The organism is Brevibacillus sp. HB1.3 (assembly GCF_013186635.1).
Taxonomy (GTDB): domain Bacteria; phylum Bacillota; class Bacilli; order Brevibacillales; family Brevibacillaceae; genus Brevibacillus; species Brevibacillus brevis_D.
Window position 1 is genome coordinate 620,572 of the sequence record NZ_JABMIT010000001.1, and the last position, 17,610, is coordinate 638,181.

The window sequence follows — 17,610 nt, forward strand, 5'->3', positions numbered from 1 at the left end:
AAAGGAGGTCATGCCACGATGAGACCACATGAACAAGGAAATAATCAACCAAGCGACTCATTGGAGACACAGATTCATACCGATTTCCAAAAAGAAATGACGTACGGCGATTATTTACAGCTCGATCAAATCTTGTCGAGTCAACGTCTTCAATCAACCCATCATGATGAAATGCTGTTTATTATCATTCATCAGGTGAGTGAGCTATGGATGAAACAAATTTTGCACGAACTGTCAGCAGCAAATGAATGCATCTGCAACCACGATCTGGAGCCTGCTTTCAAAATGTTCGCGCGAGTCTCGCGTATCCAGCAGCAATTGATTAAATCGTGGGATGTCCTTTCTACATTGACGCCAGCAGACTACCTCCAGTTCCGTGACAAGCTGGGTCATTCGTCCGGATTTCAATCCTATCAAAACCGACTGATCGAATTTACGCTAGGATATAAGAACCAGCATGTCCTTGCGGTGTATGCGCATCAACCAGAGCTTCACGCCCAGATGAGTGTGGCCTTACAGCAGCCCAGCATTTATGATGCGGCGATCAGGGAGATGGCTGTTCGGGGCTTGCCGATTGATCCGGAATGCTTGAATCGCGATTGGTCACAACCTTATCAACCCAATCAGAGTGTAGAGCAAGCCTGGCTGACCGTGTATCGAAATGTGAACCAGTATTGGGATTTGTACGAGTTGGCAGAAAAGCTGGTGGATATCGCCAGTCAGCAACAGCAATGGCGTTTTAACCATATGACGACAGTCGAACGTATCATAGGCCAAAAGCCGGGAACAGGTGGGTCATCAGGCGTCATGTACTTACGCAGAGCGCTCGATCACCGTTTTTTCCCGGAGCTTTGGAGCTTGCGGACACAGTTGTAAAAAACTCTTCAAAAAACAGCGAGAAAAGCGTCTTGGGGACCCAGGGCGCTTTTTGGCATGTAGTACTCAATTCACATCTTTTCACATATCTTTCCTAATAATGGGTACAAATACCCTTCTTTTCCTGACAAACATATGTTTTCATTTTTTATAGTATACCTTATTTTTCAAGTACAACCAGAAATGGAGTGGGCATTTGGATGGAAACAATGAAGCCACCAATGGAAGTGTTATATGCGAAACAGCTGAATGCACTGCGATCCCAGGATACAGGGACAAAACCTCCCAATTGGCTGATGTCGCCGAGAGCGGTGCGCGACTTTATTTTAGGAACGGATGAACCCCTTTCTTATGAGGGCGAAAGTATACCGATTACGAAGAAGTTCTATGGAGACGATGTGCTTATTGAGCGTGCAATCGTTACATTGGCAGGCAATCGCGGCTTAATGCTCGTCGGAGAACCAGGAACGGCAAAAACGATGCTCTCTGAGCTGCTGTCTGCGGCTATCTCTGGTACGAGCACGAATACGATCCAAGGCACCGCGGGAACGACAGAGGATATGATCAAATACTCCTGGAACTACGCTATGCTGCTGGACAAAGGTCCTTCGTTGCAAGCGCTGGTTCCTTCTCCTTTATACAACGGAATGAGCAAGGGAATCATTACCCGTTTTGAGGAGATTACCCGTTGCCCGTTTGAGGTTCAAGACGTGTTGATTAGTATTTTGAGCGACAAGGTGATGAACATTCCCGAGCTGTCAGACGGCATCCTGTTTGCCAAGCCCGGATTTAATATCATCGCAACAGCGAACCTGCGGGACAAAGGCGTCAATGAAATGAGTAGCGCCCTCAAACGACGTTTTAACTTCGAGACAATCGCGCCGATTAATCATGTGAAAATGGAAGCCCAAATTATCGAATCCCAAGCAAAAGTGATTCTGGAGCAAAGTGGCGTAAACATCGAAATCGATCGCGATGTGGTTGAGATATTGGCGACGACCTTCATGGAGCTGCGGATGGGCGAGACAAAGGAAGGGTTCAAAATCGATTCCCCTCAATCCGTGATGAGTACAGCCGAAGCCGTATCCGTCTATGTTCAAAGTGCAATGACGTCCCATTACTATGATGGCAGGTCAATTTCCATGGATCGACTGGTACAGAACATGCTAGGAGCCGTCGTCAAGGAAAACCAAAAGGACGCAAATATCCTGAAAACCTACTTTACCAAAGTGGTCAAAGAACGGGCAAAGGAAGAGGGTCTATGGGGAACGTATTACAACGAGAAGAAATGGATCAAATAAAAGATCAGGACCGCTTCATAAAATCATTCGTCGAAGATGAGGTCTACAACCTTAGCAAACAGGTCGTCTATTTCCCGGTTCGTCATCATAGTCCTGCATGCGCGTTTCATTTGAAAAAAACGATCGAAGAGTATCAACCGGAAATCATTTTGATTGAAGGCCCGGACCATAGCAATCATATCATTCCGATCTTAACGGATGAACGGACGAAGCCCCCTGTGAGCATTTATTATGCGTACGCCTCAGGGGAGCAAAAATACGTCTGTTACTTTCCGTTTCTTCTGTATTCGCCGGAGTATGTGGCCTTGGTCGAAGCAAAACGTCGGCAGATTCCTGCTGCTTTCATTGATCTAAGCTACGGAAGCCGCCTGGAAAGCTTGGAAGACGGTCATGATTTGAAAAAGAAGAATGAAAAGCTGTCCTATCACGATGAGCGCATGCTGGCAGGCTCGCAGTTTATTCAGCGATTGTGCCAGACGATGAAATGCAGGAACTTCGATGAGCTGTGGGAAAAGGTTTTTGAGATTGATGGGATTCGCAAACAGACGAAGGATTTCGTCAAGGATGTCTTTGCTTACTGCTACCTGTCACGCAAATGCTATGATGACGCTACTTTGGAAGCGGAAGGCGATTTGATTCGCGAGGCGCATATGCGTCAAAAAATTGCAGAAGCAAAGAAACAACATGCGAGAATTCTCGTGGTGACCGGGGGCTTTCATACATACGGACTCATCGAGGAGCGCAAGACTTCCTACAAGATACAAAAGGTGCAGGAAGAAAAAATATATCCGATGGTGTACACGTACCAGGAAGCAGATCAGTTGAATGGATACGCAAGCGGGATGCCGTACGTCCATTATTACGAGAGTGTGTGGAAGGCGTTGGAGAAAAAGGAGCGTGCTCCCTTCTCGAAAAGCGCGTTGATATACCTCCCGCAACTGCTCAAAAGGCTGCGTGACAAAGGAGAAACGACATCGACTGCGGATGCGATCGAAGCGTACAGCCTCATGAATGGCTTGGCTGTCATGCGGGAAAAGGCTGAGGGCGGTGCCTATGAGTTGCTCGATTCCGTTCTCTCTGCTTTTACAAAAGGCGAGCGCTCAATTGCAACCTCTCAGCCGATCGAGACATTGCGAGAGCTGTTGACCGGAGATGGAATCGGTGAAGTTGCTCCTAATTCACTGGATGTGCCCATCGTTCGCGATTGCAAAGACAGATGTAAATCGTTAAAGCTCGCGATCACGACGACAGCCCGCAATCAAAAGGTGCTAGAGCTGTATGCCAAGAAGTCGCATCGTGAAGCTAGCCAGTTTTTTCACTGCATGCAGTTCTTGGGCACAGAATTTTGCACCAAAGAAGCCGGACCTGACTGGATGAACAATCGAAATGTCAATCTCGTCCGAGAGACATGGCGCTACAGCTATTCCTCCTTCGTAGAAGCCCGTCTGATCGAGAGCTCGGTCTACGGTGGGACGGTGAAGGAGGCAGCTGCCCATAAGCTAGCCGATATGGTAAAAGAACTGCCGCAGCACCAGAGCCATGAGCTGGCAAAATGGCTTTTGATGGCGGTCGTTATGGGGTTGGAAGAGCTGTCGGAAAGGCTCTTTGAATCTGTAGTAGAGTCCGTTAGGCAGGATGGACATTTTCTCTCGCTTTGCAAGACGTTGAAGACACTCACCATTCTTTTGGAGCAAAAACGGTTGTTCGGCCTAAGCGAAACAGAACGGCTGGAGAACTTGGTGGAAGAAGTATATTACCAGGCTGTGACCAAAATCGTCGAGCAGGGAAACCCGAACCCCAACGAACTGGATGAGCTGGCCGATCAGCTCAAATTCCTCTACATGCTGAGTGAGAAGAGACAGGCGGATGATTCCCGAGAGATTTTCAGTGATCAACTGCGGGAATTGCTGCGTAACGACAAGCTCCCCGCGAAACTGGAGGGGGTAGTGGTCGCGATCTTGTGCAATCTTGAGGTGATCGAACGCGCAGAAATCTCCAGACGTGCCCGTGCCTATATGTTCGGCTCGCCTGAGCAAATGCTGCATACCGCCGCGTATTTACATGGCGTTTTTATCGTGGCTCGTGACTATCTCTTTCATCAAGAGGAAATCATGCGCGATCTGCATCAGATGATTACATCCTTGGCCTACGACGACTTTTTGCAGGTAGTGCCTGAGCTACGATTGGCGTTTACATATTTTAGCCCAATGGAAATTAGTATGCTCTCGGAAAAAGTGGCAGCTCTCTTCCAAACGACGGTGGAACAAGTCACGAATCCAGTCATCGATGAGCGTGCCTTGCGTGATGCCCGCATGCTCGATCAAGCGATCAAGGAGGAGTTTGCCAAATGGAACCTGATTTGAGCCGCGAAGCCTTGAACCGCTGGCGGTTGTTATTGGGCTCGCATGCCGAGGAATCATTGGAAGGCAGCGGGGTCTATCAATCATCCGAGTTTTCCTATCAGGAATTGGACTCGATTCTTGAATTTTTATACAACCGTGAATACGGAGAAGAGCAAGGCTATCGAAAAGAAGGCGGCCGAGGAGAATCGGCATTGACGGTTCCCTCCTGGCTGAACAAAATCCGCAAGCTGTTTCCCAAGAAGACGGTAGAAATCCTCGAGCGGCAAGCTCTGGATCGCTATAACATGACAGAGCTGTTGACTGACAAAAAAGTGTTGGAAAGCATGGAGCCCAACATGACCCTCTTAAAAAACATCCTCCAATTTAAAGGCAGGATGAAAGGAGAGGTCGTAAAAAGTGCAAAGGAAATTGTACGAAAGGTCGTAGACGATATACGGCGTCAGCTTGAAAATGAAGTGCAGACCAGCATCGTCGGCAAGCGTAATCGCCACAAACGCGGTTATACGAAGTCGATGAAAAATCTGGATGTCCATAAAACGATTCGCAAAAATTTGAAGAACTACGATCGCAAAAAAAGTCGTTTTATCATCGATGAGCTGTATTTCCACAGCAATATCCAGCATCACAACAAATGGAACATCGTCATTGTCGTGGACGAGAGCGGTAGTATGATGGACTCTGTGATTTACAGCTCCGTTATGGCAAGTATTTTTTACAAGCTCGCTGCCTTGAAGACGAATTTGGTTATTTTTGATACGAAGGTCGTTGATTTGAGCGATAGACTGGATGATCCGGTCGATGTGCTGATGAGTGTGCAGCTTGGTGGGGGGACTCATATTGCACAGGCGCTCAAATACGGAAGAACACTGCTCGAAAATCCATCGAAGACGATATTTATCCTCGTCAGCGATTTGGAGGAAGGCTACCCGATCAAGGAAATGTATCGCCAAAGCAAGGAGATTATCGACGCAGGCTGCAAGTTTTTAGTGTTGACGGCTTTGGATTTCAATGGCAACGCTACGTACAACCAGCATGCTGCCAGGGTATTGAGCGATATGGGAGCAAACGTTGCCGCGATCACGCCTGATGAGCTCGCGCAGTGGATTGGTAAAGTGATCAAATAGAGAGAAGGAGGAGTAAGGAATGGTATTACGAAAGACAGATCTGAATCCGGTTACGAAGAAATTTGTGGAGGAGTTTATCAGTGCAAGTGATCGAAACAAGCATTTGTACGATGAAATCGCTGATTACGTTGCAGGTGACACAGACGAATGCCCAGCAATCGCAGAGGACCCGCGGTTTTACAGCTACACGGTTCGATCCGAATTTGACAAGCTGAAAAAACGTGGCGAGGAGCTGGCCTTCTATCGAGCAGCTGTGCTGATCTACAAGGCTAGCAACCGTTTTTATGAGAAGAAAAATGTGATGGATGAGTGCTTCCTGGATCAGATCGAACTTCAGGGTATGAAGGACATCAGTGATGCTGATATCCGAGAAAAAGATCAGAAAGCATTGGAGGCCATGAGAAAAACGGTCGAGCATTTCGGTCATACGTTGTTTGCCGAATTTTTGTCAAAAGCCGCGGAGGATTATCGCGCAAGTATCAGCCGTGATTACTCCTCGACATTTGATCGGGCCGAATTTTTGCTATTCATTTCGTATGCGTACTCGATTTCTCCGAGCTTATTGGAAGAAGCAAAAGAAAAGCTGATGCCGATCTATTATCACCTGATTACAGGTGATACACGCGAATATATAAAAGAGCTACATACCATTGCCAAAGAAGTCGTGTCCATGCAGTTTTCGAGTAACAATTTACTGACCAACGAGTCGTTGTACCCTTCATATGTCAAAGAGAAAAAAGCTGCATTGCGAGAAAAGTATTATCCAGAAGAGCAGGTCAAGGAAGGCTCTCTTTTGAATCAGAAGCATTTGAATCGGTATATGGAGCTGGTCATCAGCTTGCTGTATTACCGCATTCACGTCAAAGGCGGGATCAGTGCGTTCCTGAACAAGGAAGAGGAAATCGATCAGGAGCTGCACGATACTTTGCAAATTCTTTTCGGCGTGTGCCCGCTTGATATCCTGTCCCAAGATAAGAGACTGGTTGACCTCGTGCACATGGATGAGCCTTACGATCTACTGCTGGGCCTGCGCGAGCATTTGCTATCCCCGCCGACCAATTGGGAACAAGTGAAGCAATTGGTGTTGGAAGACGTAACGAGATCAAGACGAGCGCTTGAGCTTGCTTCGATCCCGATGGTCAAGGGATTTTTACACAATACGCTGGCGGCAGAAGGCGTGGATCTTTCCGATTTCCAGCCATCTTTGGAAGGGATTATTCAAGACGCGTTGCGACGTGCGAAGGGCTCGACAAAGCTGGCAAGCTATTTGGATGAAAAAGCTGCCCTAGAGGATGTGCTCGAGCATGTGCATCTGGAGGACGTACAACTCGTAAGACAGCAAATGATCCTGCTGAGCTTCTTGCCTGTGGATCATCCGTTTATTGCACGTCTGATTCCGTTCATGTGCCAATACAAAGACAAGTCCAATCGCAGAGTAGGTCATATGTGCTTCACTCATGCGTTCCAGGATCGATTGACCGCCTTCATTGATCATTACCGGAAGGACGAAGCGGTTGATATCCAGACACTGTTCTATCAGATTTTGTCGATCAAGGAGTCGCACTATTATTACACAGACGTCAAAGAAGAGGTGTATCGTTCGTTAGTCGTAGCGAATCCGGAAATGACTCTGGCTCAATTTGACAAGCTGGAAACGGAGCTTCGCGTGTTTGTGACGCAAACCCTATTAGCGGCAAAGGAGACGCTGTCAGAGGAATTGCGCAACCAAGTGATTCTACTCGGATTGGGTGACAGCTCGAAGAAAGTGAGCGGCCTCGCTGGTGCAGCGTTTCTTCAGGCCAAAGACAAGGAGCTTTATTTGCACGTCTATCAAACAGAGAAAAAAGCAAAGGTCAAGGAAATGGCGCTGGATGCGATCCGCTCCCTGGACAATAACAAGGAGATTTTCCAGGAGCTACTGACAAATGAAAAAAGCAGCAAATTTAAAACGCTGCTGCAAACATTTATCGACGCCGAGGAGCAGGGGCCAGATGCGAGCTTGACTCATTTAGGCAACCTGACCGACAAGCGAAAACTCACAAGGATCAAATGGATGCCACTGGAGCGTATGCCAGCCCTTCGCGACCAAGATGGCAACGAGCTGGGGCAAGAAGTAATGGAGTACATGCTAACCGCCTCAATGGAATTCCCGACTGCGCCAAACCAGTTGGTACTTGACTTGAAACCGTCTCTGCAAGCGGCATCTGTTGCTGACTTTACCACAGAAGTTTTGCGCACTTGGCTCGATAATGGGGCAGTCGCCAAAGAAAAATGGGTCATGCCGCTCTGCGTTGCTTTTGGAGATCGACGTATTGTCGATACGATTGGTCAGTGGATTAAAGAGTGGACAGATCACTCCCGCGGGGCTTTGGCTGCGGATGGCGTGCGTGCCCTGTCGTTCTCGAATGATTTGACGGCCCTGCGTCTAATCGACCAGATTAAGCGTACGATCAAAAACAGGCAAGTCAAATCGGCAGCAGAAGAGGCGCTGTCCATGGCGGCTGCGAATCAGAACATTTCCGCGATGGAACTGGAAGACCGACTGGTCACGACGCTTGGCTTCGATGCTTCCGGCAAGCAAGTGTTTGACTACGGCGACCGCACCTTCACGGTTAAAGTTAGCAACGAGCTGGAGCTGGAGGTCACGAACGACAGCACAGGAAAAGCGGTCAAAAATCTGCCTGCACCGTCAGCGAAAGACGATCAGGAGAAGGCAGAACAGGCGCGATTGACTTTTGCTCAGTTGAAAAAAGACCTGAAAAATATGGTGAAAGTACAATCTCTTCGTCTGGAGGAGTCTTTGTCCAAATCGCGTTATTGGTCAACGGCAGCATGGAAACGTCTCTTTGTGGAAAACGTGTTGATGCAAAAATTCGCAATCGGGCTCATCTGGGGTGTATACGAGGACGGAAAGCTCGTAGATACGTTCCGCTATATGGACGATGGGACATTTAACACCGTGGACGAGGATGAATATGAATTGGCAGATGAACAGCTCATTGGGTTGATTCACCCACTGGAGCTGGACGAAGAGATGTTAAACGGCTGGCGTACGCAGCTAGAAGATTACGAAATTACTCAACCGTTCGAGCAGTTGAGTCGTGAAGCGTTCCTGCCTACGGAAGAAGAAATAAAAGCAAATGAAATGCTCCGTCTGCCTGTTGAATCATATTCACCAACCGCTTTTGCGAAAATGATGGAGAAATTCGGCTGGGTCAAAGGAACGCCGCTCGATGCCGGTTATTATTATGAGTTCTACAAACTGTATGACGGTATGGTGGCTGAGTTGAAGATCAGCGGGGCGAGCATTTCGTATTGGGAAGGAATGGAGGATGTGAAGCTGGAGACGTTGGCTTTCTTCCCGAATAAAGATGCCGAGTACAAGCATTTTTACTTCAAACCAGTGGATCGGCTGAAGCTCACGGATATTCCAACACGCATTTTCAGCGAAACTGTCTATGATGTCATGCGTGCAGCAGGAAAATAACGATGGCAGATTTCACATCAGAATTTCATCGGTTTATCGCGCTGTGCAACGAAGAGTATCTCATCAAATACGCGAATAAAGGGATTTACAACCGTTCCATCAAGGAAATGGAAAAAGGAATGTCCGTTTCCTACGAGTTCGGGGACGATTACGTCGAGTGTGCGCTGTCAGATGACAGCGTATGCCGACTTCATGCAGATATTGAGCGTTTTTCCTGCTCATGTCCATCTGACAAGATATGCAAGCATGTCATCATTGCCATCGTCTACTATGCACAAAACCATTTGCAAGCAGGAGCAGAGACCGAGGAAGAGCAGATGACCTACAAGCCTGACTTTAGCTGGCTCTTGCAATTGCAGCCGTCTCACATTAGTAAGGCTTTTACCCCAGCGCAGCTGGAAGAAGTGCTGTTTCGCCTCGACTATTTCGAGGAGATGGAAGTCGTTGAAACATCCTTTTTAACGATGACATTGCACACCCAAGATATTTCCGTATCATTTGACAGTGAATCGGAGATCGGGAAGAGCATGTGCACCTGCAAGGCGAAAGGCAATTGCTTGCACAAGCTGGAGGTCATTTTGCGCTATCGGGCCATGCACCAGCTACAGGATCGTGAGCAGCTACAAGCATCTGTAACCGATGTCAGCTATGAAACGGATGTCGTAACGGAAGCCAAAGCCCTGATCGCAGAGATTCTTGGCATTGGCTTGGCAAAGCTATCCCAGACGATTTGTACACGGCTGGAGCTGCTTGCTATCGCTGCACATAACGGCAATCTTCCACGTGTGGAAAAGGACATTCGCGGCATTCATGGGGAGCTGAACTTATTTTTTCAGCGCCATGTCAAGTTTTCGACGGAAGCGCTGCTCGACCGACTTTCCCGGGTGTATCTCAGTCTGCTCGCTCTAGAGAAGACCGATCACACCGAAGCGAAAAAGCAGCTACTCGGCAACTTCAAAAGTAAGTACCATATGGTTCCTCAGTTAAGTCTGTATGCTTTGGGAGCAAATCCATGGGAGACGCGGTCAGGGTACAAGGGGATTACGTATTACTTTTACTCGCTTTCTGATCAACGCATCTACACGTATACAGAAGCGCGCCCCGTGTATTATGAAGGCATATCCTTTTCCTTTAAGGACAGCTATAAAAGCAAGGTACCCTGGGGCGGGTTGATCTCGATGGAGGAGCTCTCTCATTCACAGGTCATCCTGACACAGGCGAAGACGAATCGGGAGCAGCGCTTGTCTTCCAGTGAAGAGACGCAGCTAACCATCGTTCCCAGAGACAATATCGAAGAGCTCGATCTCGGCAAGGTGGTCGTTCGCGACTGGTCAAATGGATGGAAGGACGCGGCAGGCGATATGTTTGAGACTGCGTTGGACTCGGTTTTTCTTTTGAAAGCGAACAAGTTCAACCAAGTCGATTTCGATCAGAAGACGCAGCAGTTGATTCTGACGATCGAAGACGAGCAAAGTCATTCCCTTCAATTGAGCATCTCCTATCAGGGGGAATTCGCCCGCAATATACGTCATCTCGAACAAAATAAACGGCTGCTAGAGTTGCGCGATGTGTATTTGCTTGTGCAAGAAATAGGAGATGGGCTTTATCCGATCAGTATCATGCAGGGAAAATCGCTGACGAGCTTTAAGTTAGACCTATAACGGTGAGGGAGTGGACGTAAAATCATGGAGGAGTTATATTCCTTTACCGAAAAGCTGACTGATTGGCAGGAACGCTTGTTACTCAAAGGAATCCATAAACTTGACAGGCAAGATTTGCAAGAGCTGAAAAAACTGCAAGAGCTCGCGATCGAATACGATATGAGCTTTCTCGGTTCATTGATCGAAGACCTACATGTAGAAGGCAATCGCTATTTGCAGGAAGTAAAAACGGATGCAGAATTGCTAACGCAGCAGTATTTGTATGTGGTGCAGTACATCAATATGATGAAAAAGCCTTTGACTCGATCATTGTAATAGAGTCCAGTGAAGAAAGAGAGATTCTTAAGGAGTCTCTCTTTTTTGTTTATTTATCAAGTTGTAAAGAAACTGAAAATAAAGGTAAACAAAGTGAAAATATAATAACTGAATATTGTCTAAAATAAAACGTGTTTGAATGCTAAAACATTTGCAACAAGAATTGGGGGAACACAGATGAAAAAGAAGAGTTTTTATTACACGCTGATCGCCATGACAATCGCGGTATCTGCGGCTATGGCTGGGTGTTCGTCAGGGCAGGATGCGGCGACTAGCGCCGGACAAGCAGGGGGTACTACGGAAGCTGGCAAAACAGGAGGAACCCTCGTCATCGCGCGTCTGTCCGATGCGAACAACCTCGACCCGCATTTCCTGTCCCAAATCCCTTCAGCAGCAATCATTCATCACAAAGTATACGAAGGCCTTGTCCGCATGGATAAAGAAAGCAAATACGTCCCATCCCTGGCAAGTGAGTGGAAGCAGCTCGATGACTTGACGTGGGAGTTCAAGCTACGTCAAGGCATGACGTTCCATGATGGCGCACCTTTCAATGCGGAAGCGGTTAAAGCAACGATCGCTCGCGTTCAAGACCCTGCTGTTGGCTCCAGTCGGATTAACATGTTTGAAGCAATCAAAGAAGTAAAAGTAGTAGATGAGTACACGGTACAATTTATTTTGAATTACCCGTACGCACCGATCTTGTCTGTTTTGGCAAGTGCAGAGGGAAGCATCATCAGCCCGAAAGCCATTGAACAATATGGAAAAGAATTGAGCAAGCATCCAACCGGGACGGGCCCGTACAAATTTGAAAAATGGACGCCGGGTCAAGAAGTGGTTCTCGTAAGAAACGATAGCTACTATGGCGGTAAACCAAATTTGGATAAAGTCGTTTTCAAAACCGTACCGGAAGACACAACTCGCCTTGCCATGGTTGAGACAGGAGAAGTTCAAGTGGCAGAAAACCTGCCTGTGACGGACATCGATCGCGTACAAAACTCCCCATCCATGCAATTGGGGCGTTACCCTGGTTTCTCTGTCGATCACATCGGATTGAATACAAAGAAAAAGCCGTTTGATGATGTGCGTGTCCGCCAAGCCATTGCCCACGCAATCGACAAGAAAACCATTATTGAAGGTGTTTACAACAATGTGGGAACACCAGCACACTCCTCGATTACACCAGCGATGGTTGGATACAGCCCGAATGTAAAAGACATTCCGTATGACGTCGAGAAAGCGAAGCAATTGCTCGCAGAGGCTGGATATCCAAACGGCTTCAAAGCAAAAATCGCGTTGAATGATAACAAAGCACGAATTAGCGTTGCCGAGGTTTTGCAGCAACAGCTCAAGCCAATCGGGATTGACCTGCAACTGGATGTGATGGAATTCGGGGCTTATATTGATGCAGCATCCAAAGGGGAGACAGACCTGTTCATGAGTGGATGGGGAAATGCTACGGGCGATGCCGATTACAACCAATCGAACCTGTATCACTCGAAAGCACATGGAGCACCTGGTAACCATTCCTTCTACAACAATCCGGAAGTAGACAAGCTGATTGACGAAGGACGCCGAGAAACAGACGCAGAAAAACGGAAGCAACTCTATGAAAAAGCACAACAAATCGAAATGAACGAAGCACCGCTTATTCCGTTCCGATTCTCCGAGACCTTGGCGGCGATTCAAAAGAATGTACAGGGTGTATGGATTAGCCCGGCAGGCCATATCGAGATTGACGAAGTAACGATTCAATAGGACGAGGCGCCGCTGACATGCTTGTGTCAGTGGCGTTTTTTGTTGAAAAGTAGAACGGCATCCCCTAAGATAGATTATATTTTGTTGACCAGCGTGTAGCGGAGGTGGAACGGCTTGAAGCAAGGAAAAACAAATGCAATGCGGATATTGGATAATGAAAAAATCGCATACACCATGCTGACATATGCAACGGATGATGGAAAAATAGACGGAATCGCTGTCGCCCAAAAGATCGGTCGCGAAGAGAACGTTGTCTATAAAACATTGATTTCGCAAGGGACGAGCAAATCGTATTATGTGTTTGTCATTCCCGTTGAAGCGGAGCTTGATCTCAAAAAAGCCGCGAAAGCAGTCGGCGAAAAGAAGATCGAGATGATTCCCGTGAAAGAGATCACCAAAGTATCTGGCTATATTCGTGGTGGATGTTCGCCAGTTGGGATGAAGAAATTGTTTCCGACGGTGATCGATCAACGAGCACAATCGTTAGAGTCGATCATCGTCAGTGGGGGAAACATTGGCGTTCAGATCGAGATGGCAGTAGAGGGCTTGTTACAAGCAACGAAAGGTTCCTTGGCAGATGTATCTGCCATCTAAAGCAAAAAGGCCGCGGCATTAGCTGAGGCCTTTTGTTGTTTATGAAAAAAGTCCCGTCCAAACGTGGATAGGGGTGTCGCATGAGCAGCAATTCAATTCACCAGCAAGATAAGGAAGGTGGGCAAGCAGTGTTTTATCCTCAATCGCAAGTGCATTTTGGTATAATCTCTGAAGCCCGCTGTCGTTTGTCGTGTCCGGTCTTTTGGTGATGATTGAAAGTCGGTTCGCTTTCTCATGAAAAACGGGGTCTTCTTCGTAACCGTACAAGACATCCTCGTCCTCATCTGGCCATATATAGATAGACTGATTGCACGTCGGACACACGGTTACATATTCGTCTCCCGCCGAAAAGGTGAGCAGCATGTTGGCAATGTCCTTGTCACCACGAAACGCAGCGTCCGCAGCTAGTATGTAGCGCTTCTCTGCATCATGCTCTCCCGTCCGTGCGAGGTGAAGGATGGATTCTGTTTGCTCTGTCAGTGATAGAATGGCACGGCGGTATTCACGATCGATTTCTCTGATGGTCTCTTGATCCAATAATGGTGGCTGATCGCGTAAAAACTCCACTGGCACATCCCCATGAGGCGCATTTTCGCTACTGGCTTCGAAAATGCCGCAGGTTATGAAGATGTCCAACAAAATATCGGGGCTCTCTGTTTTTCGTGCGATCTCTACTAAATAGGGGACAGCAGCATATGTACATGGATAAATCGTATTTTGATGATACAGAAGCTCCCAATACAACTCTTCTTTTTCCTCGGAAAAATAGTCGTGCCTAATATGCTGGATGAGCGCAGGGATGCGATCAGAAAAACCATAAGGGCCTTGTAGCTTACCCCATACAGGACTTGCGAAATCTAGCATAAGGACATCACCTCACTTGCTGAATGTGACACTATTCCCATATCATAGTAAACCTTTCCACATTCCGCTATATTTGAATCGCAAAATGTGGAGACGTCAAATAACGGGTACGATCACCTTCATGTATACTTAGGGATAAGCGAAACGAATTGGTAAGCAATTAAAGGAGATCCATACGTAATGAAATCAGACCGAATAAAATTCCCGGCGGGATTTTGGGCGGGATTACAACAAATAGGAATTGCCCCACACGACCTAGCTCGCAAAGCGCGCCTTCCGCTCACCATTCTTACAGAACCAGCCGTAGTCACCACCGCTCAATATTTCAGAATCTGGCAAGCGTATTCCGATCTCGTTGGTGATGTTGCTACGGGAATCATCAAGCTATCTACCAGCTTTGAAACGGCACTCTATCCACCGACTGTTTTAGCGACCTACCATGCTCGTGACTATCGCGACGCGCTTAATCGAATGGCCCGGTACAAACAACTGTGCCCTCCAGAAAGATTGCGTATAACAGAGGAGGGCGAGCGCTGTACAATCGAATTGGAATGGATGCACAGCGAGCAGCCCGGACCACCAGTCCTGGTTGGAACCACGCTCGCCTTTCTTCTAGAACTTGGACGACGGGGCACGGGCAAGCGTTTAACTGCTCAGTCCGTGGAATTTTCTCACGCGATGGGGGATGTAACTGCACTTGAGGCTTATTTCGGTTGCCCGATACGGATTGGTGCCACTGATAACCGATTAACCCTCCATCGACGCGATCTGGACCGACCCTTTCTTTCGTATAACAAAGAATTGTTGGAGATATTAACACCTGTATTGGACCGATCATTAGATGAACAGGGCAGTCATTCCATTGCTGAGAAGGTCAAGTGGATCTTGAAGAGAAGTCTAATCGGAGGTCTCCTTGATATTCGGGCAGTTGCGAGCGAGCTGGGCATGAGCGATCGTACCTTGCAGCGCCGTCTTGCGGATGAGTGCACATCGTTCAAGCAACTGTTGACACAGGCTCGGCATGAACAGGCACGAGAGTACTTGGCCGACCCCAAGCTCGATATAAAAGAAGTGGCTTTTTTACTTGGATATGAAGATCAGAACTCATTCTACCGGGCCTTTCGCCTTTGGGAAGGCGATACACCTTCAAACTGGCGTTCCGAATACTTTCGGGCCAATCCACCCGTCATAGAATTCTTAACCTGACCCGTTCCAAGCAGGGCTACCGTTTTTCTGGTGTCCATATTTGGCGGGTTCAGCAAGAAGATTGGCGTAGTACGCTAGTTACCGAACGATCCAGACAAAGTAAGATAATCTCTATCCGGAGCACAAGGATGTTCCAAGATGAACTTCTAGTCAGCTTGCCGTGAATGACTACAAAGGAGACAAGTGTTATGGATATGGGATTAGGGAACAAAACTGCTTTGGTAACAGGATCGACGAGAGGGATTGGGAAAGCAATTGCCATTGAGCTCGCCAGAGAAGGCGTCAATGTTCTTGTAAATGGACGGAATGATGAAGAGGTAGAACGAATCGTAAATGAATTAAAGGCGGAATTCCCGGCTACTTCACCTCAGAATGCTACGGCCGATATTGTGGATCGGGAGCAAAGAGAAGCTTTATTTGAGAAATATCCCAACGTTGATATTCTCGTTAACAATATGGGGATCTATGAAATCATGTCCTATGATGACATTGACGATGAGGTATGGGAAAAATATTTCCGAACAAATGTCCTTGCCGCGAATGGATTATCTAAATTTTACTTGCCTAACATGTTGAAGAACAATTTTGGACGAATCATCTTTATCGCAAGTGAAGAAGCGATCATGCCTTCAGGGCAAATGCCTCAGTATTGCATGACGAAATCGATGTTATTATCCCTGTCAAAAAGCCTATCGAAACAAACGAGAGGAACAGAGGTTACATCCAATACAATCATGCCAGGACCAACGCTTTCCGAAAATGTCTATCAAATCATCGATAGCTTGTTTCCTGATGATCTGGCATTTTCGGAAAAAGAGAATCAATTTATGGCAGCAAACCTCCCGCAATCTGAATTACAGCGGTTTATCAAGCCTTTTGAAATTGGCAGGCTGGTAGCATTTGTATCCAGCCCTTATGCCACCGCATTTAAAGGCTCACCAATCCGTATGGACGGGGGCATGGTGCCAACTATTTTTTAAAATACCGAGATAGACGCGACCAGGCGCCAGAGGGTCAGCATATGGAAATTTCCTGTAACTGAATGAAGATACACAAAAGTCCTGATGCATCTGTTCATCAGGACTTTTTTTCGTTAACTATACTTACTCAGCACATCAAAAAACTCTTTCAGAAAATGATAAAAAAGCTTTTCAGAAGGGGGAAGCTCACGGTTGTTCGGGATGATAATGCCCACTGTTCGCGTCACCAATGGCTCACTTATCGGGATTTTTACTGTCTCACGAGGAACGTTATCCGTTAACGTAAGCTCTGGCAACAAAGTGACGCCTAAGCCGGCCGCTACCAACCCTTTAATCGCATCGATATCTTCACCTTCAAAAGCAACTTTAGGAGAAAAGCCCATTTGTGAGCAAGCATTGACAGCGATATTGCGCAGGATGAACCCGGGTGGAAACAACACAAAAGTATCTTCCTGCAACTGACTGAGACGCAAGCTTGGTTGTTTGGACAGCGGATGCTTCGCGGGCAGCAACGCGACGATATTTTCAGCGAAGAAGATGTAGCTGCGCACATTTTTCTCATGAGTGGGAACTGGTCCAAGGAAAGCCAAGTCGATTTCACCATGGATGACCGAGTCGATCAGCCCCTGATAAGAGCCTTGCTTCAATTGAAAGCCGATGTCCGGATACCGCGCGCGAAAACCGGAGATGACCGTCGGAAGGGGATTGGCGGCAAGGCTACTCGTAAAACCAACACGAATCGTACCTCGAGACGGGTCAAGGAACTCCTCGATCTTTTCTTTCGCTTTCTCGATTTCGTTCATCGCCATTTCGACGTGCTGCAAAAAGATTTTTCCGACTGCTGTCAGCTTGATATTGCGACCTTCGCGGAGGAACAGTGACACACCAAGCTCCTCCTCCAGATTGGCGATTTGCCGACTGAGGGCAGATTGAGCGACGTGCAAATGATGGGAGGCTTCGGTGAAGTGCTCCCGTTTGGCAACCTCGATAAAGTATTGAATCTGTCGTAGCTCCATGAATACCCCCACCTTACCCATTCATCTCGATTTGAGATAGATTTTGCATAAATTATATATTGTTTGTA

13 protein-coding genes are annotated in these 17,610 nt (G+C 47.3%); 11 read left to right on the plus strand and 2 right to left on the minus strand.

Annotation, left to right across the window (positions count from 1 at the left end; all coding sequences use genetic code 11):
- The first annotated feature begins 18 nt into the window (after nt 1–18).
- The 9 genes from kynA to ybaK all read left to right on the plus strand — a co-directional run bounded on the left by kynA (nt 19) and on the right by ybaK (nt 13,476).
- Nucleotides 19–876, plus strand: coding sequence for a tryptophan 2,3-dioxygenase (gene kynA / locus HPY31_RS03160; protein WP_172138323.1), 858 nt, complete (start codon nt 19–21; stop codon nt 874–876).
- Nucleotides 877–1,076: 200 nt separating this feature from the next.
- Nucleotides 1,077–2,177, plus strand: coding sequence for an ATP-binding protein (locus HPY31_RS03165; protein ID WP_172138325.1), 1,101 nt, complete (start codon nt 1,077–1,079; stop codon nt 2,175–2,177).
- Nucleotides 2,138–4,540 (plus strand): DUF5682 family protein, encoded by a 2,403-nt coding sequence (locus HPY31_RS03170; protein ID WP_172138327.1) that lies wholly within the window; start codon nt 2,138–2,140, stop codon nt 4,538–4,540. Before HPY31_RS03165 ends, HPY31_RS03170 begins: the two co-directional genes overlap by 40 nt.
- Nucleotides 4,525–5,664 (plus strand): VWA domain-containing protein, encoded by a 1,140-nt coding sequence (locus HPY31_RS03175; protein WP_016740514.1) that lies wholly within the window; start codon nt 4,525–4,527, stop codon nt 5,662–5,664. Before HPY31_RS03170 ends, HPY31_RS03175 begins: the two co-directional genes overlap by 16 nt.
- 19 nt (nt 5,665–5,683) lie before the next feature.
- The gene (locus tag HPY31_RS03180; RefSeq protein WP_172138329.1) at nt 5,684–9,151 is read left to right on the plus strand and encodes a DUF4132 domain-containing protein; all 3,468 of its coding nucleotides are present in this window, start codon (nt 5,684–5,686) and stop codon (nt 9,149–9,151) included.
- 2 nt (nt 9,152–9,153) lie between these two features.
- Nucleotides 9,154–10,812, plus strand: coding sequence for a hypothetical protein (locus tag HPY31_RS03185; protein WP_172138331.1), 1,659 nt, complete (start codon nt 9,154–9,156; stop codon nt 10,810–10,812).
- A 24-nt stretch (nt 10,813–10,836) separates the two neighbouring features.
- Entirely contained in the window at nt 10,837–11,127 is a 291-nt protein-coding gene (locus HPY31_RS03190; RefSeq protein ID WP_172138333.1) for a hypothetical protein, read from the plus strand.
- A gap of 177 nt (nt 11,128–11,304) precedes the next feature.
- Nucleotides 11,305–12,882 carry a glutathione ABC transporter substrate-binding protein gene (locus tag HPY31_RS03195; RefSeq protein WP_172138335.1) on the plus strand — a complete coding sequence of 526 codons (1,578 nt, stop codon included), beginning with the start codon at nt 11,305–11,307 and terminating at the stop codon, nt 12,880–12,882.
- Nucleotides 12,883–12,996: 114 nt separating this feature from the next.
- Nucleotides 12,997–13,476, plus strand: coding sequence for a Cys-tRNA(Pro) deacylase (ybaK, locus tag HPY31_RS03200; protein WP_172138337.1), 480 nt, complete (start codon nt 12,997–12,999; stop codon nt 13,474–13,476).
- 39 nt (nt 13,477–13,515) lie between these two features.
- Here the strand turns inward: ybaK and HPY31_RS03205 are convergent, their stop codons facing one another.
- On the minus strand, nt 13,516–14,340 hold the full coding sequence (locus HPY31_RS03205) for a hypothetical protein (RefSeq protein ID WP_172138339.1): 825 nt from the start codon (nt 14,338–14,340) through the stop codon (nt 13,516–13,518).
- A 180-nt stretch (nt 14,341–14,520) separates the two neighbouring features.
- On the opposite strand from HPY31_RS03205, the gene HPY31_RS03210 reads away from it, so the two are divergent.
- Both HPY31_RS03210 and HPY31_RS03215 read left to right on the plus strand, forming a co-directional pair.
- Nucleotides 14,521–15,546, plus strand: a complete 1,026-nt coding sequence (locus HPY31_RS03210; RefSeq protein ID WP_172138341.1) for an AraC family transcriptional regulator — start codon at nt 14,521–14,523, stop codon at nt 15,544–15,546.
- Between the two features lie 188 nt (nt 15,547–15,734).
- Complete coding sequence (locus tag HPY31_RS03215) at nt 15,735–16,526, plus strand: SDR family NAD(P)-dependent oxidoreductase (RefSeq protein ID WP_172138343.1); 792 nt, start codon at nt 15,735–15,737, stop codon at nt 16,524–16,526.
- Between the two features lie 113 nt (nt 16,527–16,639).
- Here the strand turns inward: HPY31_RS03215 and gltC are convergent, their stop codons facing one another.
- Complete coding sequence (gene gltC / locus HPY31_RS03220; protein WP_016740522.1) at nt 16,640–17,542, minus strand: glutamate biosynthesis transcriptional regulator GltC; 903 nt, start codon at nt 17,540–17,542, stop codon at nt 16,640–16,642.
- Between the last annotated feature and the right edge of the window lie 68 nt (nt 17,543–17,610).